The 20,574-nt window shown below is 31.3% G+C and carries 22 protein-coding genes; 4 read left to right on the plus strand and 18 right to left on the minus strand.

All coding sequences use genetic code 11. From position 1 onward, the window contains the following. Window positions 1-35: 35 nt before the first annotated feature. Window positions 36-3,695, plus strand: a complete 3,660-nt coding sequence (locus ACXIHB_RS07880; RefSeq protein WP_462098003.1) for a ShlB/FhaC/HecB family hemolysin secretion/activation protein — start codon at window positions 36-38, stop codon at window positions 3,693-3,695. A gap of 12 nt (window positions 3,696-3,707) precedes the next feature. Next, the gene (locus ACXIHB_RS07885) at window positions 3,708-4,091 is read left to right on the plus strand and encodes a DUF423 domain-containing protein (protein WP_462098004.1); all 384 of its coding nucleotides are present in this window, start codon (window positions 3,708-3,710) and stop codon (window positions 4,089-4,091) included. 42 nt (window positions 4,092-4,133) lie between these two features. Here ACXIHB_RS07885 and ACXIHB_RS07890 read toward each other — a convergent pair whose 3' ends face one another. The 6 genes from ACXIHB_RS07890 to ACXIHB_RS07915 form a co-directional block, all read right to left on the minus strand. Continuing rightward, complete coding sequence (locus ACXIHB_RS07890; protein WP_462098005.1) at window positions 4,134-5,624, minus strand: M48 family metallopeptidase; 1,491 nt, start codon at window positions 5,622-5,624, stop codon at window positions 4,134-4,136. Window positions 5,625-5,637: 13 nt separating this feature from the next. Beyond that, window positions 5,638-6,798, minus strand: a complete 1,161-nt coding sequence (locus tag ACXIHB_RS07895) for a DUF6882 domain-containing protein (RefSeq protein WP_196781605.1) — start codon at window positions 6,796-6,798, stop codon at window positions 5,638-5,640. A 20-nt stretch (window positions 6,799-6,818) separates the two neighbouring features. Continuing rightward, entirely contained in the window at window positions 6,819-7,460 is a 642-nt protein-coding gene (locus ACXIHB_RS07900; RefSeq protein WP_462098006.1) for a hypothetical protein, read from the minus strand. Between the two features lie 33 nt (window positions 7,461-7,493). Further along, the gene (locus tag ACXIHB_RS07905) at window positions 7,494-7,904 is read right to left on the minus strand and encodes a hypothetical protein (RefSeq protein WP_462098007.1); all 411 of its coding nucleotides are present in this window, start codon (window positions 7,902-7,904) and stop codon (window positions 7,494-7,496) included. 92 nt (window positions 7,905-7,996) lie between these two features. Further along, on the minus strand, window positions 7,997-8,746 hold the full coding sequence (locus tag ACXIHB_RS07910; protein WP_047790718.1) for a LytR/AlgR family response regulator transcription factor: 750 nt from the start codon (window positions 8,744-8,746) through the stop codon (window positions 7,997-7,999). A 1-nt stretch (window position 8,747) separates the two neighbouring features. Further along, window positions 8,748-10,583 carry a tetratricopeptide repeat-containing sensor histidine kinase gene (locus ACXIHB_RS07915; protein ID WP_253679580.1) on the minus strand — a complete coding sequence of 612 codons (1,836 nt, stop codon included), beginning with the start codon at window positions 10,581-10,583 and terminating at the stop codon, window positions 8,748-8,750. Between the two features lie 163 nt (window positions 10,584-10,746). Between ACXIHB_RS07915 and ACXIHB_RS07920 the strand changes: the two genes are divergently transcribed. Further along, entirely contained in the window at window positions 10,747-11,199 is a 453-nt protein-coding gene (locus ACXIHB_RS07920; protein WP_053056785.1) for a hypothetical protein, read from the plus strand. Between the two features lie 71 nt (window positions 11,200-11,270). Here ACXIHB_RS07920 and ACXIHB_RS07925 read toward each other — a convergent pair whose 3' ends face one another. The 11 genes from ACXIHB_RS07925 to ACXIHB_RS07975 all read right to left on the minus strand — a co-directional run bounded on the left by ACXIHB_RS07925 (window position 11,271) and on the right by ACXIHB_RS07975 (window position 17,111). Further along, window positions 11,271-12,125: an SdiA-regulated domain-containing protein gene (locus ACXIHB_RS07925; protein WP_167713039.1), complete on the minus strand. Its 855-nt coding sequence runs from the start codon at window positions 12,123-12,125 to the stop codon at window positions 11,271-11,273. 114 nt (window positions 12,126-12,239) lie between these two features. Further along, window positions 12,240-12,671 carry a hypothetical protein gene (locus ACXIHB_RS07930; RefSeq protein WP_462098008.1) on the minus strand — a complete coding sequence of 144 codons (432 nt, stop codon included), beginning with the start codon at window positions 12,669-12,671 and terminating at the stop codon, window positions 12,240-12,242. Between the two features lie 6 nt (window positions 12,672-12,677). Then, window positions 12,678-13,196, minus strand: a complete 519-nt coding sequence (locus ACXIHB_RS07935) for a hypothetical protein (RefSeq protein ID WP_462098009.1) — start codon at window positions 13,194-13,196, stop codon at window positions 12,678-12,680. Window positions 13,197-13,378: 182 nt separating this feature from the next. Further along, complete coding sequence (locus tag ACXIHB_RS07940; protein WP_462098010.1) at window positions 13,379-13,771, minus strand: hypothetical protein; 393 nt, start codon at window positions 13,769-13,771, stop codon at window positions 13,379-13,381. Window positions 13,772-13,806: 35 nt separating this feature from the next. Continuing rightward, the gene (locus ACXIHB_RS07945; protein WP_462098011.1) at window positions 13,807-14,211 is read right to left on the minus strand and encodes a hypothetical protein; all 405 of its coding nucleotides are present in this window, start codon (window positions 14,209-14,211) and stop codon (window positions 13,807-13,809) included. After that, the gene (locus ACXIHB_RS07950; protein WP_299031360.1) at window positions 14,165-14,308 is read right to left on the minus strand and encodes a hypothetical protein; all 144 of its coding nucleotides are present in this window, start codon (window positions 14,306-14,308) and stop codon (window positions 14,165-14,167) included. Before ACXIHB_RS07950 ends, ACXIHB_RS07945 begins: the two co-directional genes overlap by 47 nt. Before the next feature lie 79 nt (window positions 14,309-14,387). Beyond that, window positions 14,388-14,774 carry a hypothetical protein gene (locus tag ACXIHB_RS07955; RefSeq protein WP_462098012.1) on the minus strand — a complete coding sequence of 129 codons (387 nt, stop codon included), beginning with the start codon at window positions 14,772-14,774 and terminating at the stop codon, window positions 14,388-14,390. Continuing rightward, window positions 14,765-14,995 carry a hypothetical protein gene (locus tag ACXIHB_RS07960; protein ID WP_462098013.1) on the minus strand — a complete coding sequence of 77 codons (231 nt, stop codon included), beginning with the start codon at window positions 14,993-14,995 and terminating at the stop codon, window positions 14,765-14,767. Before ACXIHB_RS07960 ends, ACXIHB_RS07955 begins: the two co-directional genes overlap by 10 nt. Further along, entirely contained in the window at window positions 14,988-15,404 is a 417-nt protein-coding gene (locus tag ACXIHB_RS07965) for a hypothetical protein (protein ID WP_462098014.1), read from the minus strand. The genes ACXIHB_RS07960 and ACXIHB_RS07965 overlap by 8 nt, the downstream gene beginning before the upstream one ends. Next, the gene (locus tag ACXIHB_RS07970; RefSeq protein ID WP_462098015.1) at window positions 15,358-16,611 is read right to left on the minus strand and encodes a hypothetical protein; all 1,254 of its coding nucleotides are present in this window, start codon (window positions 16,609-16,611) and stop codon (window positions 15,358-15,360) included. Before ACXIHB_RS07970 ends, ACXIHB_RS07965 begins: the two co-directional genes overlap by 47 nt. 158 nt (window positions 16,612-16,769) lie before the next feature. Further along, a complete protein-coding gene (locus ACXIHB_RS07975) occupies window positions 16,770-17,111 on the minus strand; it encodes a hypothetical protein (protein WP_462098016.1) in 342 nt (113 codons plus the stop codon). 683 nt (window positions 17,112-17,794) lie between these two features. Between ACXIHB_RS07975 and ACXIHB_RS07980 the strand changes: the two genes are divergently transcribed. Further along, entirely contained in the window at window positions 17,795-18,520 is a 726-nt protein-coding gene (locus ACXIHB_RS07980) for a DUF6261 family protein (RefSeq protein ID WP_462098017.1), read from the plus strand. 275 nt (window positions 18,521-18,795) lie between these two features. Here ACXIHB_RS07980 and ACXIHB_RS07985 read toward each other — a convergent pair whose 3' ends face one another. Next, on the minus strand, window positions 18,796-20,499 hold the full coding sequence (locus tag ACXIHB_RS07985; RefSeq protein ID WP_462098018.1) for an alkaline phosphatase D family protein: 1,704 nt from the start codon (window positions 20,497-20,499) through the stop codon (window positions 18,796-18,798). Between the last annotated feature and the right edge of the window lie 75 nt (window positions 20,500-20,574).

A 20,574-nucleotide genomic window follows, 5' to 3' on the forward strand; every position in this document is an offset into this window, starting at 1 on the left:
AAAAGCCTTATTTTTACATAACTAAAAAATAAGACATGAACTTTACCAAGTTTTGCATGTATCTAACTATAATTGTTGTAGTTAGTGCTTGTGCATCCTATAAAGCTAAGTACGCAGATAAGACTTCACCAAAAACAATTCAAATAAATAAAGAATTGTTACACTCCTTTTATTTAATTGGAGACGCTGGTAATGCCGAAATGGGACAAACAACTCCTACCTTAACTTATTTTCAAAAAGAATTAACCAAAGCTCCTAAAAAATCAACTACGTTATTTTTAGGAGATAACATTTACCCTTACGGAATACCAAGTAAAGAACACAAAGATAGAGCCTTGGCAGAGCATCGTTTACAAACACAAATTGATGCTCTTAAAGACTTTAAAGGAAATACAATTTTTATTCCTGGAAATCACGACTGGTATAATGGTGTTGATGGCTTAAAAGAGCAGGAGCGATTGGTTGAAAAAGCTTTAGGTAAAAACTCTTTTTTACCTGAAGGTGGTTGTGGACTAGACAAAGTAAAAATTAACGATGACCTTACTTTAATTCTTATTGATAGTCGTTGGTTTATTATGAACTGGGACAAAGAGCCAAAAATGAACGATAACTGCGACATTAAAACTCGTGAACACTTTATTCAAGAGCTTTCTAGTTTATTTAAAAAAAATAGATATAAAAATGTTGTAGTAGCTGTACACCATCCTTTATATAGTAATGGTCCACATGGAGGAAGTTTTTCTGTAAAAGATCACATGAGTCCACTACCTGTTCTAGGTACTTTAAAAAATGCGTTACGTTCACACGTAGGTATACAAACCGATATTTTTAATAAAAGTTATAGTGACTTTGTTACTCAAATACAAACAGTATCTAATGATTTCACACACAATGTTGTATTTGTTTCTGGTCACGATCACAACTTACAATACATAGAACAAAACGGGTTTAAACAAGTAATTAGTGGCTCGGGTTCAAAGCAATCAGCTGCTTTGGTTGGTTATGGAGCTCAATTTACCTATGGTAATCATGGATATGCTAAATTAAATTACTACAAAGATGGTTCAGCTGTTATTGAATACTATGCTGCCAATACCACAGATGGTCACAAACTTTTATTCAGTAAAGAAATTGTAAAACCAAAACAAACAAAAATCTATTCAAACTTTCCTGAATACGAAGAGCATAAGAAATTTGTAGAAACCTCAATTTATCCTCCAGAATCCACAGAGGTTAGTGGTTTTCATAAATTTATGTGGGGAGATTTAAACAGAGATAAGTACGGAAAAACAGTAAAAGTTCCTGTTTTGGAGTTAGAGAATGTTTTTGGAGGCTTAACTCCTATCAGAAGAGGTGGTGGTAACCAAACCAATTCGTTACGATTAGAAAACCCTGATGGTAAACAATACGTGTTACGCTCAATGGTTAAAGATGGAAGTCGTATTATGGGTGGTATTCTAAAAGGAACATTTTTAGTTGATGTAGTTCAAGATATTTTTACCATGTCGCACCCATATGCTGCTTTTGTTCTTCCTGATATGGCAGAATCCGTAAATATTTACCATACCAACCCCAAATTATACTACATGCCTAAGCAACCCGCTTTAGGTAAGCATAACGACATCTTTGGCGGACAGTTATACTTGTTAGAAGAACGACCTGCTGATGACCGTAGTGAATTAGACAACTTTGGAAATTCAGACGATATTATTAGCACATTTGATGTGTTAGAAAAAATTAGAAAAAACGGTAAGCACTCTATCGACCAAGAATGGGTAATTCGCTCTCGCTTATTTGATATGGTTATTGGTGACTGGGATAGACATGAAGATCAATGGCGATGGGCTTCTTTTAAAACCAAAGATGGTAAAAAATATTATCGCCCAATTCCAAGAGATAGAGACCAACCTTTTTCTAAGTTTGATGGAGTTATGATTCCGCTTTTTCAACAGTTTGCACCCTTAGTAAGAAATATGCAAACTTTTGACAACGATATCAAAAACATGAAATGGTACAACAATTATGCTCGCTTTTTTGATGCTGCTTTTTTAAATGAATTAACACTAGATGACTGGAATAAACAAGCTAAGTACATTCAACAACATTTAACTGATGAAGTAATTGAAAAATCAATCCAACAATTACCAAAGGTTATTTATGATATTGATGGAAAAGAAACCATTGCTAAAATTAAAGCTCGAAGAGATAAATTAAAAGAAATTGCTAAACGTTATTACACCAAACTAAACAAAGTTGTACATGTAGTTGGTACAGATAAAGACGATAAATTCATTATTAAGCGTTTAAATGATGAAGAAACTAGCGTTGTTGTTTTTAGAAAAGATAATGAAATTTATAACCGTGTTTTCAAAACAAAAGAAACCAAAGAAATACAACTTTATGGTTTAAATGGAGATGATGAGTTTTTAATTTCTGGTGATGTACATGATGGTATTTTACTACGAATTATAGGGGGACAGAATCACGATGTATACACTGATAAATCATCTGTTGCAGGTTGGGGAAAGAAGACTAAAATCTACGATTTTAAATCAAAGAAAAATACAATAAACCCTAGTTCTGAAACTGCGGATTTACGTTCAAATAGTTACTTCAAAAACACCTATGATGCGCATGACATTAACAACAACACTACTGTTGTTTATCCGAGCTTAGGTAGCAATCCAGATGACGGTTTCTTTTTTGGTGCTTCGGTTACACATACACAACAAGGCTTTAAAAAACAACCCTTCGCTAGCCAACACACATTAGCGGCAAACTATTATTCTGCGACTAGTGGCTACGATTTAGAATACAATGGTGAATTTACAGAGTTAATTGGCAATTGGAGCTTACACTTACGTGCCAAAGCCACTAGCGATAACTATTCCTTTAATTTCTTTGGATGGGGAAATGAAAGTATTTACGACCAAAGTTTCAATTTGGATCATTATCGTGTTAAAAAAGAAGAAATTAGTTTTTCTCCTTCTTTATTAAAGCGCTTACGAGGTGGAAGTACCTTTAAAATTTCAGGTCTTTTTGAGGCTATTGAGATTGAAGATACACCTGGTAGGTTTATTAATAATTTTGACAATCAACCTACAGCTATTTTTGATACTAATTATTTTTGGGGAGGTGAATTGAACTTTAATCACAACCGAGTAGACAATAGTAGTTTTCCTACCAAAGGTATGAACTTCGATTTAGCTGTTGGAGCTAAAGCCAACTTAGACGATTTCGACAGACGCTTTGGTTACATTAAAAGTTCTTTGGCTATGTATCAAAACCTAGTATTCAACCGCTCATTAGTTTTTGCTTCTGAAGTTGGAACTCAAATTAATGTAGGGAATCGTTTTGAAATTTACCAAGCGGCTACTTTAGGCGGTGACCGTAATTTACGTGGTTTTAACAGAGAACGTTTTTCTGGAACCGAAAGTTTTTATCATAGTAACGATTTACGTTTACGTTTTGGACGTATTCATACAGGAGTTATTCCTATAAAAGTTGGTATTACTGGTGGTTTTGATTACGGTCGAGTATGGTCTCCGTATTCACCTAATTCAAAGAAATGGCATACTAGTTATGGTGGTTCTTTTTGGCTAAGCGGAATCGACTTATTCACAGCTAATATTTCATACTTTAGAGGAACTTCTCAAGAAGACAGGGTCGCTTTTAGTATTGGTTTTTCTTTTTAATTCTTAAAAAACATGACACAACAAATTGTATTAATTACAGGAACTTTATTTGGTATGCTTGCTGTAATATTTGGAGCTTTTGGAGCACATGCCTTAAAGAAAATTTTAACTGAAGAACAATTAAAATCATTTGAAACGGGTGTAAAATATCAAATGTATCATGCACTCGTTTTATTATTCGTTGGAAGTTATTTTGAAACACCTAGTTCAGCAATATATTACGCTTTTGTAGTTGGAATTATCCTATTTTCCTTCAGTATTTATGGTTTAGTATTATCAGGCGCAAAAGGTAAAAAAATGAAGTTTTTAGGTCCTATTACTCCTTTAGGTGGCTTGCTACTAATTGTTGGATGGGCACTTTTATTATACAAACTAAGCCAAACCATACATAATTAGCATATATAGTTTGGCTAGCATGGTAAACAAAAAATCATTTTGTTAATCAACACCTTGGGCGTCGCTGATAATTCTATCAATAAATTCAGTCTTTATATACAATTGTCTTGCTAAGTTGTACAACACCTCAACTTCTGAAGCATCTATGCTTCCATCAGCATAAGAAATAATAGATAAATCTCTTAGAATATTTAATTTTTGCATCACAGAAATTACGATATCTAATTCTTTAGCCAAAGCTATAATTTCATCAATAATATCTTGCTCTGTTAATCCTTTAATCGTTAACATACACTGTGCAAAAACCGATGGCGACACAACACTACTTAACGCTTGTATTTCAGAATCGTCAACAGTACCGTCAGCTTTTGAAATCAGATACCCCCCTAAAAACATAAAGCGTTGTATTTTTTCTGAATGTTCAGTTTCGTTTCCTAAGTCTTCTGGCTCCATCAACGACATAATTCGTTGTATTTCTAGCTCCATCGCTTCCTCTGTTATTTCTCCGTTAATTTCAGGATTGAATAACTCATACGTTTTGCTCTTATTGAATAACTCTAACGCTTTAATACGAAGTGGGCTAAACGGGTGACTACTATACCAATCTGATGGATCGTGTGTGTCGTCATTTAAAACTTCTTCTAAATCTGAAAATTGATTGATATACTCGGTTAATTTAAAATCTAAAGAATCAGAAGTTACCCCTGACGATAACTTAAAGAAGGTTCTTGCTGCTGCCTCAAAACTCTTACAACATAATAAACCAGCTCTGTCGGCACTAATTTCTGCATTACGATTCCACGCATATAATTTCATTGCATGAATTGGCGCTAAGTCGTTTGCTCCTTCGTCTAAAATATGTTTTACTGGATAATTGAAATGCTCAAATAAAACATGTCCGATTTCATGACCAATAACAAAAGCTAGTTCATCTTTTGTAAAACGTTCTAAAATTCCCGAAGTTAAAATAATGTATAATTTATCTTCATCTGGTGGGTAGCATGATGCGTTGAATTTATCTTCCTGGTACACAAAAAACTCAATATCTGCTTTCAGTTTTAACACCTCTTTACAATGATCTCCAATTTCGTGAAGTACAGGCGCTAGCATTTTTGTTAAGCGTAAACTTGATTTTAACAAGTGTCTTCTCGATTGAAAAACTGGATTGTTTTCCTTTATTCTTTCCAACGTTTTTTGAATTAACTCATCTTCTTGAAACTCTAAAACGTAATCACGATCACCGTCATATACCAACGCATTTAAATCGATATCTGCTCTAGAATTATCATACACCTCTTGAATGTTTTCAGTAACATTTTTAAGGTTTAACTCGTTAATTTCTTCAATACGTTTAGTGTATTGTTCTGCTAATTCTTTAGCTACGTTTTGAAAATGAACACTTGCTTGGTGAATTAAATCGTTATCACCGTTCTGTTGTGCAAGATTCAAATCTTCCATCATCTTATTTTGCGCCTGAGTTAATGCGTCTTGATGCTCTTTTTCTAATTCTGATAGTGTGGTAGATTGATACATACTTTTTCTTTTTTTAAGCTCCTACAGGAACTGTTGAGTTAGACAACTTTAATAACCTTCCTTTTAGGTCAAAAATTCCTAAAATTTGATCTTCTCCTTTTTTAGCAACGATATTATTTCCTGATACCTCAACTTCATATCCTTTTTGAACTAAATAGCAAAACAATGCATGCTTGTGTTCAAAATCCATACGAGTAGTTGTTTTTGAGAAGTGTGAACAAATTAAAGCAGGAATGTTTATCTCTTTTTCATCAACTATATCCGTATATAATAATACATACACAGTAAGCCCTTTAAAAGGTAATGGTGCATAACAACTTGCCTGATTTACTCCTGTTGCTACGAATGAGAAATAATGCCCTGGATCGTGTTCTGTTTCTATTTTTGATGATAATAAATCTTCTATTCCATGGCGTTCTCCTAGAGCTTTCATTTGTAATGAAGCTTCTAAAAATTGTTCTGGAATACCGCTTTGTTTATTTGCCCAAGCCCATAACCATGATTTTTCATTATGAGAGTAGGTTCCTAGTACCTGCATTTTAAAAGTTAAATCACCGTAGGTTACCGTTCCTTGAAGCATATCACAAGTCCAAGGTAAATCCTCAACAATATCTGCTAAGTTATCTTGCTTTTCAAAAGCTAAAGCTACATATTGGTTGTGCAACTGAGGTAAGCTCAACTTTATAGTGTTATCTACCTTCCCTCCTACAATATTATTTGGGTTTTCTGTACTTTCAACACTAGCTTCACTTCCTGCAAATTCTTCTAAATGAGTTTCTAAAAGGTGTACAATTCTTTCTGTTTTTTCTTCCACCTTATCTGCATTCATAATTGGACTGTGATTAATAGTTAACACCCCATCTACAAAAGTGATTGCTCTTTCTAAATTGTGCTCGTTATTTTCATTAACAATTTTTACTTCTTTTAATCCATTTTTTAGCAATTCTCCCCCAATTTCATCAATGTTTACAGCTTTGATTGCTTCAATTAACGGTTGAAAATATATTTTTGGAAACGTATCATTGTAAAGGTGAGAAAACTTATCTTCTACCAACGTATCCCATGCTATGTTTAATGATACATTAAATCCTGCTTTATTGTTTATTTCCGCTTCTAATGCTGGAAATGATTCGTTTTTAAATGTTTGAACTGCTCTTTTTTCTTTAAGACCCATTTTTTAATAATTTTAGTATTCTACAATATTTCTTCTATCTTTTCAACAAAAAGATGCTCTAACTCTTTTGGTAGAGCTTTGGTAATTTCAATACCAATTTTTAATACATTTCCTTCTTTACTTACCTGCAATTTTTCTGTATTAGTAATAGCTACAGTTTTTATTTCTTTCCATGCAGCTAATCCCATTTCATCCTCTATTATTAATTGTTTTGCTTTTAACAAACTAGTAATAACATCTTTACTATTTAATCGAGCGTTTGCTTCTTGCAATACTGATTTTTCTAACGATAAGTTGATTGTTGCATCTAGCAACGATTCTTGATCTACAATCCATCTTCTTAATTGTAAAGCACTTATGGGCTCCTCTCCTAACGGGCGACTGATACTTCCTTTAGATAAAGAAACAGCTATTTTTTTAGGGTGTTTAATTCGTAAAACGGATACTTCTTGGAGATCGAAAAACAATACTTCTTGTTCTTCGGTTTTCATACACACAAATGTTTGGTATTCTTCCTTAGCAACATCAACCATAAAACCTTCTATATAAACTCCATTTTTTAATGACAAAGCAACTTTTAGTTGTTTCTTTTCATTAAACATATCTTGAATTATAGCCGCTGGTGATTGCGCTTTAAATTGATTGATATAATCTGTTTCCATAGCAATTTTTATTTTTTGTTATATCTTATTAGACTATAAGTTGTTTTCTAATAAATCAACAAGTGCATCTGTTCTGTCTTGAACTTTATCTGCGTTTAAAATTGGGCTATGGTTTACTTGTAAAACTCCTTCTTCAAAAGTATAAGCATGCGTTGGGTTGTGGTGATCGTCTTTGTTGGTAATAACCACTTTCTTTAACGATTCTGCTAATGCTTCTTTTCCCATATCATCAGTTGCTATGGCTGCAAAAGCATTGATAAGTGGTTGGAAGTAAATTTTAGGGTAACTATCATCATATAAGTGTAAAAACTTATCTTCAAACATAGTGTCCCACTCTACATCTATTGTTACATCAAAACCTGCTGCATTGTTTATTTGTTCTTTTAATGCAGGATATTTTTCTTCTTGAAAAGCTTTTGTAAATCTTTTTTCTTTAAGTCCCATATGATTGTTTTTTTAAGGTTACTTTCTATTATTTACCTCAAAATTACAGGGAACTTTAGTACTCTTTTAATGAGTTTTATATGTGTTACTTTCTATTTTGTATTCGTATTAAAGTTCTCTAAAAACTGCTTTAAATACGTCTTCTTTCTTGATGATAAAGGAACGTTTTCACCACTTGATAATTTAACTGTATTGGCACTTACTGAAGCTAAATATTTTATATTAATTAAGTGAGATTGGTGTACCCTAGCAAAGGCATGTGTGCTTAAAATATTTTCGTAATACTTTAAATTTCTAGCACTCATTATTTTTTTATCTGTAGTATAAAAAACGGTATAACTTCCATCAGATTGGCAACGTACAATATCATCTACATGCAAAAAATGTTGCTCTTCAGTAGTTTTAATAAGCAATGTTTTTTGAGCTTCTTTTTTATCTAATTCACTTATTTTATGTAGCGCTTGTGTATATTTTTTATCTTTTTCAAATTCAGTTCTAAAACGACCTATACAAGCATTTAACTCATCAGAATCTATGGGTTTTAATAAATAATCTACCGTATCAAACTTAATTGCTTTTATAGCAAACTCATCGTAAGCTGTGGTAAAAATCATTTTAAAGTTTATGGTTTCTAAAGCTTCTAATATTTGAAAAGCATTTCCACCAATCAACTCAATGTCTATAAATACCAAGTCTAAATTGTTGTTACTTAAAAAATCTATAGCTTCATCTACATTATCAATTTTAGCTACAATTTCTATATCTTTTTGCGTGTATTGCAACAGCTTTGTTAAAGTGTTTAGCGCATTAAACTCATCTTCTATTATAGCCGCTTTTATCATTTTATAACTTTAATTTAAATACAACTTTTGTTCCTGATGGGTTTCCATCATTATCGTGTAAATCTTCTATTGTAAAAGATTTTTCTTCCCCTTTATTTCTTATCTGTAGTCTTTCAATAAAAATATCGGTAGCGTGTAAATCTTTTGCTATTTTTTCTTGACTCTTTTTTTGTTCTCTTCCTACTCCGTTATCTTCTATTTCAAAAAACAGCTCTTGTGCTGTTTTTCGAATATTGAGACTCAATATTCCTCCTGATTTCTTTTCTTTCAAACCATATTCAATAGCATTTTCTACAAAAGGTTGTAATAGCATTGGAGGTACTTTTACTTGTTTTGTATCACAGTTTTCAGAAATATGTATGTGATAACTAAAACTATTGTTAAAGCGTAATTGCTGTGTATCTATATAGTTAGAAATCATAGCTAGTTCTTCTTCTAAACTAATTTCTTCTTTTCGAACATAATCAAAATTTTGTCGAATGAGTTTTGAAAACTTAGCTATATAGTTTGAAGATTTTACTGGGTTTCCTTCTAACGTTATGTTTTGTATCGCCGCTAAGGTGTTGAATATAAAGTGTGGATTCATTTGGGCTCTAAGCAATCGCTGTTCTAATTTAGATGCTTTATTGGCTGCTCTTAATTTATTATTGTATCCAATAAACAATGCTATAATTAAAATAAGTACCAACGAAACAATTACACTAATTCCTAACCACCAATTTTGTTTATTTATTTCTTTTTGATGTGTTAACGCTATTTCTTTTTCTTTTATTTTATAGTTTACATTGGCAAAATGAAGTAGTTTTTTATTTTGTTTTTTATTTTTTACCACCTCTATACTATCTCGTATGATTTGATGGTTAAGTGCTACTTCATACTGTTTTTTAAGTATGGCTATTGATATTAATTTATCTCGTATTTCTACTTCTTCTGAAAGGTTGTTTTTACTTTTGTAGATTGACATTGCCTTATTATAATTTACTGCTGCCGAATCTAACCTATTCGTTACCAAAAAAAGGGTTCCTAATCCTTTATACGGAGCTCCGTTAATTGTTTTAATTTTTTGGTTAAGTTTTACTGCTCCTCGTAAGAACTTCTCCGATTCTTCAAAACGTTTTGCTTCCAAATACGTATATCCAATATTATTAAGAACACTTACAATTGTCTTAGGATCTTTTGCAGACTCACCCAAAGCCAATGCCTCTGAAAATTGTTCTAGGGCTTTGTTATATTGCTTTAACATTAAATAAACGCCTGCAATATTACTTTTAATTGCTATAATTGAATTAGGATCATTTGGATCGGTAAATAATTCTTCAGACCTTTTTATGTAAAACAATGCCTGTTCGTAGTCTTTTAATATAAAATGAAGATTGAATAGCTGATTATTTGCCTTGGCTTGTAACCTTGTATTTTTTATTTTTTTTCCTATTTCTAAAGCTTCTAATGCGTACTTCTGAGCCTCCTCTAGCTCATTTAATTTCATACAAGTAGCACTTAATGTTATTAAGCTCCTACCTTTATTATAATCGTCTTTTAGTTTTGTAAATAACCTATACGTTTCTAAATGAATATTTTTAGCCTCTACTAATTTATCGTTTAAGTAAAATAATTCTCCTTTACTAAATAATAATAGCGCTTCGTTTTTAGAATTTTGTTTCTTTTCTAATAAACTATCAATTTTTCTTAACCCTTCATTGGGTTTTTGCTGAGAAATGCTATCAATAGTATATAAATATTCTTGTAGTTTTTTATCTACTTTATTTTTCGTACAAGCTGCAAAAAAAATACAAATACTAATAGCGTATAAAAAGTTGGTTCTGGTTACCAAAAACATTTTCTGTAAAAAATTAAGCAACTAAAGTAGTTATATATTTTTATTCTGCCTTCATCTCATTCACTTTAACAAAGCACTTATAAAATTAACATCTACGCATACAAAACATTTATAAAACAAAAATCTATTTTCTAAGATATTTGACTAAAATAAAATGATAAAAATGAGTACAGTTGAAACTATAGAAGAAGTTATTAAAACAGGATCTTGTGATTTAACAAGTTTTGAAAAGATTGAAGAGATTTCTAAACCTAAAGTTAGTATTGATGGAGCCTACTTATTAATTTATAATTGGCCAGATGATCCTAGTGGTGCTAATACTACTATTCACGTTGACCTTACTTATTTGTTTATACATAACAACCAAGAATACAAAGCTATTACAAGAACTAAATTTTATGATTTTGATGTTGCTAAGTTTGAAAACTTACCTAAAAAATACTTTATAACCGAATATCATAAATTGGTAGAGCAGGCTTTAATGTTATCTAAACAAACAATAGAAGAGAAGCTTAAAGAACCTTTAAGCTCTGTTATTCCGTTTAGTTTTAGTCGAGAAGACTCCATTTTATTGGCTATAAATGCGGGTTATTCTAGGCAAATAGATTACGTGTAAGTATTAAAAAAAATACAATTCCCCTCCCCTTTTTCAGTTATCATTGCACATAGCTTTGGTAACTGTTTTTTTTAATCTTTTATTACAAATTCATATAGCTTGCTGTTTCCTCCTTTAGCGGCTTCATCAGTTATGTAAAGCGTTGTATTATTTTTAAAAGTAACCCCTTCTTTTTGAGAAACATGGTTAAATGAATACTCTTTTACATCTCCGCTAAAAAAATCATCTTCTTTAAAATTGGCATATACTAATACGGATTGATGTGTTAACAAAACTACTTTTTGTTTATCAGGAGATATTGCTGCTGCTGTAATTGCACAATGTAAAGCATCGCAGTTTGTATACTCGGAAATATATTTAGCAGTATACTCTCCTTTTGTTGCCGGAACTTTATACAACATTGTTTTACCTTGCTTATTTTTAACCCTACTTTTGGTAAAAATATACAGAAACCCATCTTTATAAATTAACGATTCTGCATCAAAAAAACGGTCTTTCTTTTTGGGCGGAAACTTGGTTTGATTGGGATATGAAAATTGTATTTTTTCTACCTCAACATTGTCTCCTTTTAGCAATTCTTCTTCCTTAATTTTTAGAATTACTAAGTTCTTTCTTTTGTTATTATTGTTACCAAAATCGGCGATGTATATGTTTCCATTGGTATCAGAAGTTATGTCTTCCCAATCATGATTTTTTACTGCTAATGCTCTTTTTTGTAAAATTTTTCCCTGGGTACTAACTTTAAATAATTCCGCTGCATTACCACTGTCGTTATGCATCCATAGTACATTTAAGTCGTTACTTTTCTCTACTCCAGAAACTTCTTTTAAATCTTCCGATAAGTACGATACTAGCTTCAGTTGCCCATAATTGGTACAACTGGTAATTAATAAAATGGTTAATAATAAAAGAACTAGCTTTTTCATGTTGGAGTATTTATGTTAACAAAGATAACTCTAAATACAATAAATAAGTAAACTATCTACCTTGCTATATAACAGCATAAAAAAAGGAGTAGAAACCCACTCCTTATTTTATACTTAATCAACTATTGGTCTTTTATCTTCTTTTAAATAAGCATTAATAACTATTGAATCTTCTTTGTTTATTTTTAAGCTTTCAATCTTAAGAGGTAGGAGACCAGGAGAAAAAACTTTAATTTTATATTTATTATCAGGAATCGTTTTTATTACTATAGGAAGTATCTTTTCATCTTGATATTCACTCGGAAAGTAAATGCCATTAGCTGTTGCAGCAGCTAAAACTTTTGTTTTACTCTTATCATCATAAAATGTATTTATAACAATACTTGAAAATCCGCTTTTTGATTTAAACTTTTTTTGTTGGTATAAATGAGAAGACTCATCATAATTTTTAACGGTAGCACATCCATTTATAAATAAATAAATGACTAAATAAATAAAATTACGGGCATTTAGTAATCTTTGCATCGCTTTTTGCATATCGTTCATTATTAATTATTCTATCCAAACTAAACTCGAACAAATAACTTTCCATTTAGGTTTTTCTTTTTTGAGCAACATAAAATTTCCACCATATCTTTGAGTATTATAATATAATGCCATAGTATTATTTCTAAATAAGATAGGTACCGAAATATGGGAAGTTTCAATATCTTTCTTTTTTCTCGTTACTTTTTCCTTTATATCTAATGGTAGTTTATATAAATTTACAACTTCTAGTTGTTGTTTCTTTAAAAAAGATATTTCATCAGGCGTTATAACTTCATTTTCGCAAAATTGAAATTCCATTTCATTAGAAATATAAGCCTCTATAGGCTTTTCTAAATCATTAATTATTGTTTTATAATAAATATTATTATTTGATGAGTGAAGAATTTCATTTAAAACATTTATTTGATTTTCACTAATTAATAACTTTTTCGAAGAGCATGATATCGTTATTAAATAAATAAAGAAACAAATAAAATTACGGACATTTAGTACTTTTCGCATCGCTTTTTGCATATCTTTCATTTTTAATTATTTTTTGTATTGCTGTTTTTTTTGTGCTACTTAATGCTTTATATGCATCTGAACTTTCCAACCCTCCCCAACTCATAGCAGTATAATACTCCATAGGCTGTTGATGATTGTCGCAAGCGGAATAAAAAGAATAGATTTAAATAAGGAGTAGAAACCTACTCCTTAATTTATGTTTAATCAACTATTGGTGTAGGGTCATCTTTTAAGTAAGCATTAATTACTATAGAATCTCCTTGTTTGACAACCAAATCTTTTATATATATACTTATCTTAGATGGATGCCCTATTTTTATATTGTGTTTACCAATTCCAACATCAAATAAATGATTTTTTAAAAAATGAATATTATTTAGTACAACTATAGGTGTAAGTGACTCATTGTATAAATCTTTATCAAACGTGTTTATTTTAAGTAATGTTTCTCCATTTTTAGACTTATAGCTTTTAATAATGTAATTACTACTATTAATACTACCTATCTCTTTCACTTTGCATGATAGGAAAACACATAACACTATTATCCATAACTTAGGAATACTTAATCTTTTTCGCTTCGCTTTTTGCATATCTTTCTTTTTATTCCAAACAAAAAGGGTAAAACTTAATATACTTGTCCTTTATAATCTCTTAAATGGGCCTTTATAATTATAGAGTCCCCTAGTTCTATTCGTAAATCTTCAATTTTTAAGCCTGCTTTATTAAAAAAATCAACAGAAATATCAAAACTACCAGCTTTAACATTAAATACTTTTTTCTTTTTGAAAATAAGGTTATTAATTCTTACTGTTGCAGGTATAGGATTCTCAAAAATTTCTTTATCATAAGTTTTTACTGTAATCCAAGAATCTAATGAATCTAATGTTTTAAACTTTTCTGTTGAATATTCACTTTTTTGCTGTTCAGAAATTTTTTTAACCCCACAGTTTATAAACATTAAAAACATAAATAAATAAATAATTTTATTTACATTTAGTACTTTTTGCATCATTTCTTGCATATCTTTCATTTTTTATAATTTTTTCTATTGCTGTTTTATTCGGTAGTTTTTTATAAGCATCTGACGATTCCAACCCTCCCCAACTCATAGCTGTATAATAATTCATAGGTTATTGATGATTGTCGTAAGCGGAATAAAAAGAATAGATTTAAATAAGGAGTAGGTTTTCTACTCCTTATTTATGTTTAATCAACTATTGGTCTTGTATCTTCTTTTAAATAAGCGTTAATAACTATTGAATCTCCTTTTTTTATTCTAAGTTTTTTAATTTTAAGTGGTAGTAACCCTGGAGAAGATATTTCTATTTTATATTTATTATTAGGAATTGTTTTTATTTCTATGGGAAGTATATTTTCATTTTCATATTTACCAAGAATACAAACCCCATTAACCGTTACTAAAGCTAAAATTTTGTCTTTATATTTATCATCATAAAAAGAATTGATAATGATGCTTGAAAATCCACTTTTAGAACTATGTTTTTCTTGATAATATAAAGTAGAAGAATCTCTATTACTTCTAGTAGTAGCACAACCAGTTATAAATAGATAGATAGATAAAATTACGGGCATTTAGTACTTTTCGCATCACTTCTTGCATATCGTTCATTTTTTATAATTTTTTCTATTGCTGTTTTATTCGGTAGTTTTTTATAAGCATCTGACGATTCTAATCCTCCCCAGCTCATGGCTGTATAATAATCCATAGGTTGTTGATGATTGTCGTAAGCGGAATAAAAAGAATAGGTTAAGAAAAGGAGTGGAAATCCACTCCTTTTCTTATGCTTAATCAACTATTGGTGTAGGGTCTTGCTTTAAGTAGGCATTAATAACTATAGAATCTCCTTGTTTGATAACCAAGTCTTTTATATTTATAGTTATTTTACCTATGAAAGCTATTTCCACATTATGCTTACCAACTCCAACATTAAACAAATTATTATTTAAAAAATGAATATTATTTAGCACGACTATTGGTGTAATTGGCTCATTATAAAAGTCTTTATCAAAAGTATTTACTTTAAGTAATGTTTCTTCATTTTTAGACTTATAGCTTTTAATAATGTAATTACTACTATTAATTTGTTTTGTGCTTTTATTAAGAACTGAAGAACAGGAACTTAAATAAAATAAAATAAAATAAAATAAAATAACCTTATTTACATTTAGTACTTTTCGCATCACTTTTTGCATATCGTTCATTGTTAATTATTTTTTGTATTGCTGTTTTATTTGGTAGCTTTTTATAAGCATCCGACGATTCTAATCCTCCCCAGCTCATGGCTGTATAATAGTCCATGCTTTGCTGGTGATTGTCATAAGCGGATAAAGAATACGCCATTGCTTCTACATACTGACTTATAAATTGATGTTGCGTTAAATTATTCGCTACATCATCAGGATAACTTACTCTATACTTTTGATAGTACTTATTTAATAAAATTACTAAACTTGGTTCTCTATCTTGATATGTTTTAAAATTAATATATACATGTAAACTTTCATGTATTAAAGTTTTAGCTATGGAAAGTTTAGTAGCATCTTTTACTAAATCGGTATCTAAAGTAATACTTTCAATTCCTTTGGTTTCAGCATTTTTAGGAAAACCTTGAGAATTAGTACCCAGTTGTGCTACATTAATAGTTAAATCGTAGTTTTTGCATTCGCCAAACAAATCTAACACCATTTCTGAGAGATGTCCTTTCCCTTTTAAATCGGGCACCAAAGCACCATACGTGTCTTTTTTCTGTAGTTCTTTTATAATATCGCCTACACAAGGGTTGTTGATGTCGTCTATAATGTCTTCTTCAATTTTACCCATATGAATATCAATCACCTTTTTAACAAATGTTTTAGCTTCTGTTGTGGTATTGACAGCTAAAAAATCTTTAACAGCTTTAACTTCTTCACTCTCTTTATTATTAAATGCCCAAACAAAGCTTTCATAACTTAAACCTAAGCTAAATCCAAACTCTAAATTCAACATTGCTTCAAATTTTGAAAAATCTGAAAACCCCTTCTGTATTAAGTAGTTATTGATTGTATTGGTAATATTACTATTAGATGTATAGTACGATTTAACTCCTTCATCAGCTAAATTTAAAGTACCACTTACAAAATCTTTTAACTCTTGTGTATATGGAGTAGTATCTGGTGCGGTTACGATACCTCCATCTGCTCCTCCTCCTGAACTTCCTCCCTCTGAAGGATTTGTTGGATTAATAATTACACCATCATCATTCCCCCCATTATCACATTCTCCGTATTCTAAATCAATAACATATTCATAACTTGTAGCGTTACAAGTACCTGGTGCATGATTAAATCCAAAAGAGCACTCCCAGTAAGTAGTTCCTCCTGTTAAACAGTCAGCGTCTTTAGCAAAAACTAAATTGCTTGTATTAAACAAATTATTATTTACTAAAAATACTTTTCCTGTAAAATAAGAAGATGGATTGACTCTCCACTCATTAGAAGGTATGTATTTTAAAATATGTGACTTGTAAATTTCATTATTGCCATTAACGTATACAACTAAATTATAAATAGAATCATCATTGTTATTCGTTAATATTCTAAATGTATAGGTACTAAAACCGTCTTTTTTATTCTTGTTATATTATTGGTAAGTACTATGGCATCTGATGAATTAGACGTGTTCTTTTGCGAAATAATAGAATGACTCTGATTCACATCAAAAAAGGTAGAAATTTTTTTAAAAGATGAATTTTGGATTATTCTCTTTTTAAATTCATCTAAAGGAATATGAGTAACTGTTTGTTCTTGTTGAATTTCTTTTAAAAGTACTTTATCCTCCTCTTGCTCACAATTCGATAACAACAGCGAAACCCCAACGAGGAAAACGCCTAGTTTTAAAAGATTAGCAATTTGTTTGTTTCTTTGTTCCATACTATTTATAGTTTTAAAATTAGTTACAATTTTTTATTTAAAAGTAGTTGCTCATGGTTTTTTACACAATAAGGGGTTTCCCTTGTTGTTTTAACTTCTTCTCAGGGATACCCCTGAGTTTTCTTTAACATTTTTAGCATAAAAACCTAATATACTGCTACTTGACTCCAAAGTAAAACATAAAAAATTAGAAACAGGTAAGTCAGTGACTTACTTTTTCAGTACGTCAATTGTACGATTATCAGTATTTTAACTCTCAAAAAAAGGCTTTTTTGTACATTTTTCATAGAAACCATCAGCGTGATGCGCTGAACATTCCTCAACACAACGGAACCATCAGCGTGATGCGCTGAGCATTCCTCAACACAACGGAACCGTCAGCGTGACGCGCTGAACGTTCCTCAACACAACGGAACCATCAGCGTGATGCGCTGAGCATTCCTCAACACAACGGAACCATCAGCGAAACTCGCTGAGTGTTCCTTTAAATAACAAAATTCTCCATAAGTTTCCTTACAGTGTACCTTATTAACTATAGTAACCGTATGTAAACCTCACTTAGTAAGTAAACTTTAACAAATGTTAACTTTTTTAAAAACTTTTATACTCTTAAATTGCTAATGCTATGAAAGTTACCAAATCACTTTCTACAAATATTTAATATTAATTTAAAAAATTAGCTTATGAACAGTCCGTATTTAAACCGGTACCGTAATGGTGAATATCTACAGTACATGAAAGATATTTTACAACTTGTAAACTTACAAGACGTTGATGTGTTAGCATTAACAAACCCCACTAACGAATTAACAACCATTGTTAACCGTATTGATTCTTTATACCAACAAGTGCAGGGAAGCACCCTAACACAAGAAATTATAACTCTTGACACTAGAAGGGATAAAGCTATTTCTGGAATTAAAATGATTTTAAATGGTTATGAGAACCATTTTAACGAAGCTATAGTAAGTGCCGCCAAAACACTACTTGCTACTATAAATGCACATGGTACTAATATTATTCGTAAAAGCTACCAAGAACAAACTGCTATTTTAGATAGTATTAGTAAAGATTTTGAAACTGAGCCTGAGCTTATTCAGGCCATTTCTTTACTTGATTTAACCACTTGGGTTGCTGAATTAAAAAATGCCAATACCGAGTTTTCTGCTAAGTATATTGAGCGTGTAGGTGAAACAGCGGCTTCACCAGAAAACAATATTCAAGAGTTGCGTACTGAAGCTTCGCTTACTTACAGAAAACTTGTATTACATATTGAAGCGCATGCAACACTTTCAGAAAATGAAGCCTACCCAACCTTACTTAATGAGGTTGATGTGTTGGCTAAGCAATATAATTTAGTAGTGGATAATAGGTCTAAATCTAGTACTCCAACTACCGAAGAAGTATAACATTAGTTGATTTCGTATTTCTTTTATAGCATACAAAAGGCTCCTGAATTATTCAGGAGCCTTTTAATGTATTGGTAATGTTATGTAAACCTTGTACATTTTGAGTAAAATTTGTCAATTCGAGTGAATTTTGCGGGTAAAAACCCGTAAAATTAGTATCGAGAATAAAATTTTACAACTTAGATTGTTGTTCTCGATACGATTTTCTATCGAAAATCACTCGAACAGACATTCTTTCGGCTAAAAACTTCAAAAATGCACAACAGGTTATGTAATTATAAGGTTACTGTTTTTCCTATACTATTTGAATAGGTTTTGTTGGTAACAGTATCAACAAAGTTCCAGTCTGTTTGTATACCTGCTGCTGTTACTGTAAGTTTCATATAGCCTCTTTGAGAGAAATTACTGTATTGTAAATCGTCTATTAACAAGCCTAAAGCGCCTTCTAATTCTGTTGCAGATGCTCCTAAGTAAGTTTCTAATCCTGGTGATGATACTGAACTGGTGGCTACTTCTACGGCTACTTTTTCTCCAGAATTATCTTTTAAATCGCTATACCACGCATTGTGAGTATCTCCTGCTAGTACTACTACATTTTTACTTTTAAAGCTCGCTAAAATACGTTCTCTTTCCATAAAATAGCCATCCCAAGCATCTAAGTTATATGGTAGTACCGTTTCTATTCTTGCTTTCTCTTCCGCTGTTAACGTAGGATCGTTTTGTAAAGCTCTTGTTTTAATCGTTACCAACTCTGTTATCGTCTTTTTAAATAGATTAAAGGTTGCTTCACTTGCCCCACCTGTTGCCGATGCTTCTGCCACCACTGTTGCTAACAGTGTTAATAATTCAGCAGGAACTAACATTTTTCCCATTAAAACTTGCTGTCCTATTAGTTGCCATGTACTATTGCTTGCTGCTAATTCACTTTCTAACCATCCTAATTGGGTAGTTCCTAAAAGGGTACGTTGTGGGTTTAACCATGCTTGCTGAAAAGCCGCTGCATCAAACGCTCCTTTTTCATCATAATACGCTGAATACTCTAGCTGCTTATCTCTACCAACAATACGCGTATCTAACATAATTAAATCTATCAAACTTCCAATTTTCAAGTTTCTGTAAATAATTGAATTATCTACCAAATTCGTCATGTTAGGTAAGTATTCGCTATATGCTTTTAAGGCACTTTGTTTTCTTGAAGTAAAGCTTCCTTCATTTTCTTGATGGTTTTCCGCTCCGTCTTTATACGCATCGTTAGTTACCTCATGGTCATCCCAAACACAAATAAAAGGTTTGGTTCTGTGCAATTCTTTTAATTGCTCGTCTGAACGGTATTGGCGGTAGCGGATACGATAATCATCTAACGAAATAATTTCTCCTTTTGGTTCTGGTGTTCTAAACGAACCGTAAGTGTTCTCTCCGTATTCGTATATGTAGTCTCCTAGGTGGATGACAACATCTGCATCCGATTTTTTTATTTCTTCATATACGTTAAAGTAACCGTAGGCAAAGTTTGCACAAGATGCTACTGCTAGCTTTACTTCACTAATTGATTCGCTAAATGTTAGTGTTCCTCCTACTGGTGATGTTGCTTTATCGTCAACACTTACAAAACGGTAGTATAGTTTTTGTCCTGCATCTAAATCTTTAATTTCAACAGCTACGGTAAAATCTCTTGAAGCGTCGGTAGTTACTTCTGCTTGACGAACAATGTTTTTAAAATTTTTGTCTTTTGCGAGTTGCCAAACTAAGGCTACTGAAGCGTTTTGCGTGGTGTAACGAGTCCAGATAATAACTTGCGAGTTTGTGGGGTCAAAACTAGCAACTCCTTGCTCAAAGTTTTTCTCTGTTAAGTTATCTGGAATAGGTAGCTCATCAATATCATCATCTTTACAACTAATAAAGTTAGGGACTAAAAGTAGTCCTCCAGTTGCTAATAATGAGTTTCTTAAAAAGCTTCTTCTTTTAATGTTAGTCTTCATACATAGGGGTCTTTTAATTTCCCTGCATAAGTACTATTTCAACGTTGCTTTAACGTTAACTAACCTTTACCAAAT

This window comes from Tenacibaculum sp. IMCC1 (assembly GCF_054906355.1).

Excerpts from the sequence above, each read along its gene's own strand:
- ACXIHB_RS07945 (WP_462098011.1), bottom strand. The coding sequence starts at position 14,211 with ATGAAAGATATGCAAGAAATGATGCAAAAAGTACTAAATGTAAATAAA.
- ACXIHB_RS07985 (WP_462098018.1), bottom strand. The coding sequence starts at position 20,499 with ATGAAGACTAACATTAAAAGAAGAAGCTTTTTAAGAAACTCATTATTA.
- ACXIHB_RS07935 (WP_462098009.1), bottom strand. The coding sequence starts at position 13,196 with ATGAAAGATATGCAAAAAGCGATGCGAAAAGTACTAAATGTCCGTAAT.
- ACXIHB_RS07955 (WP_462098012.1), bottom strand. The coding sequence starts at position 14,774 with ATGCCCGTAATTTTATCTATCTATCTATTTATAACTGGTTGTGCTACT.
- ACXIHB_RS07920 (WP_053056785.1), top strand. The coding sequence starts at position 10,747 with ATGAGTACAGTTGAAACTATAGAAGAAGTTATTAAAACAGGATCTTGT.
- ACXIHB_RS07880 (WP_462098003.1), top strand. The coding sequence starts at position 36 with ATGAACTTTACCAAGTTTTGCATGTATCTAACTATAATTGTTGTAGTT.
- ACXIHB_RS07885 (WP_462098004.1), top strand. The coding sequence starts at position 3,708 with ATGACACAACAAATTGTATTAATTACAGGAACTTTATTTGGTATGCTT.
- ACXIHB_RS07950 (WP_299031360.1), bottom strand. The coding sequence starts at position 14,308 with ATGAATTATTATACAGCTATGAGTTGGGGAGGGTTGGAATCGTCAGAT.
- ACXIHB_RS07900 (WP_462098006.1), bottom strand. The coding sequence starts at position 7,460 with ATGGAAACAGATTATATCAATCAATTTAAAGCGCAATCACCAGCGGCT.
- ACXIHB_RS07965 (WP_462098014.1), bottom strand. The coding sequence starts at position 15,404 with ATGAACGATATGCAAAAAGTGATGCGAAAAGTACTAAATGTAAATAAG.
- ACXIHB_RS07940 (WP_462098010.1), bottom strand. The coding sequence starts at position 13,771 with ATGCAAAAAGCGAAGCGAAAAAGATTAAGTATTCCTAAGTTATGGATA.
- ACXIHB_RS07890 (WP_462098005.1), bottom strand. The coding sequence starts at position 5,624 with ATGTATCAATCTACCACACTATCAGAATTAGAAAAAGAGCATCAAGAC.
- ACXIHB_RS07925 (WP_167713039.1), bottom strand. The coding sequence starts at position 12,125 with ATGAAAAAGCTAGTTCTTTTATTATTAACCATTTTATTAATTACCAGT.
- ACXIHB_RS07895 (WP_196781605.1), bottom strand. The coding sequence starts at position 6,798 with ATGGGTCTTAAAGAAAAAAGAGCAGTTCAAACATTTAAAAACGAATCA.
- ACXIHB_RS07905 (WP_462098007.1), bottom strand. The coding sequence starts at position 7,904 with ATGGGACTTAAAGAAAAAAGATTTACAAAAGCTTTTCAAGAAGAAAAA.
- ACXIHB_RS07980 (WP_462098017.1), top strand. The coding sequence starts at position 17,795 with ATGAACAGTCCGTATTTAAACCGGTACCGTAATGGTGAATATCTACAG.
- ACXIHB_RS07930 (WP_462098008.1), bottom strand. The coding sequence starts at position 12,671 with ATGAACGATATGCAAAAAGCGATGCAAAGATTACTAAATGCCCGTAAT.
- ACXIHB_RS07915 (WP_253679580.1), bottom strand. The coding sequence starts at position 10,583 with ATGTTTTTGGTAACCAGAACCAACTTTTTATACGCTATTAGTATTTGT.
- ACXIHB_RS07975 (WP_462098016.1), bottom strand. The coding sequence starts at position 17,111 with ATGGAACAAAGAAACAAACAAATTGCTAATCTTTTAAAACTAGGCGTT.
- ACXIHB_RS07910 (WP_047790718.1), bottom strand. The coding sequence starts at position 8,746 with ATGATAAAAGCGGCTATAATAGAAGATGAGTTTAATGCGCTAAACACT.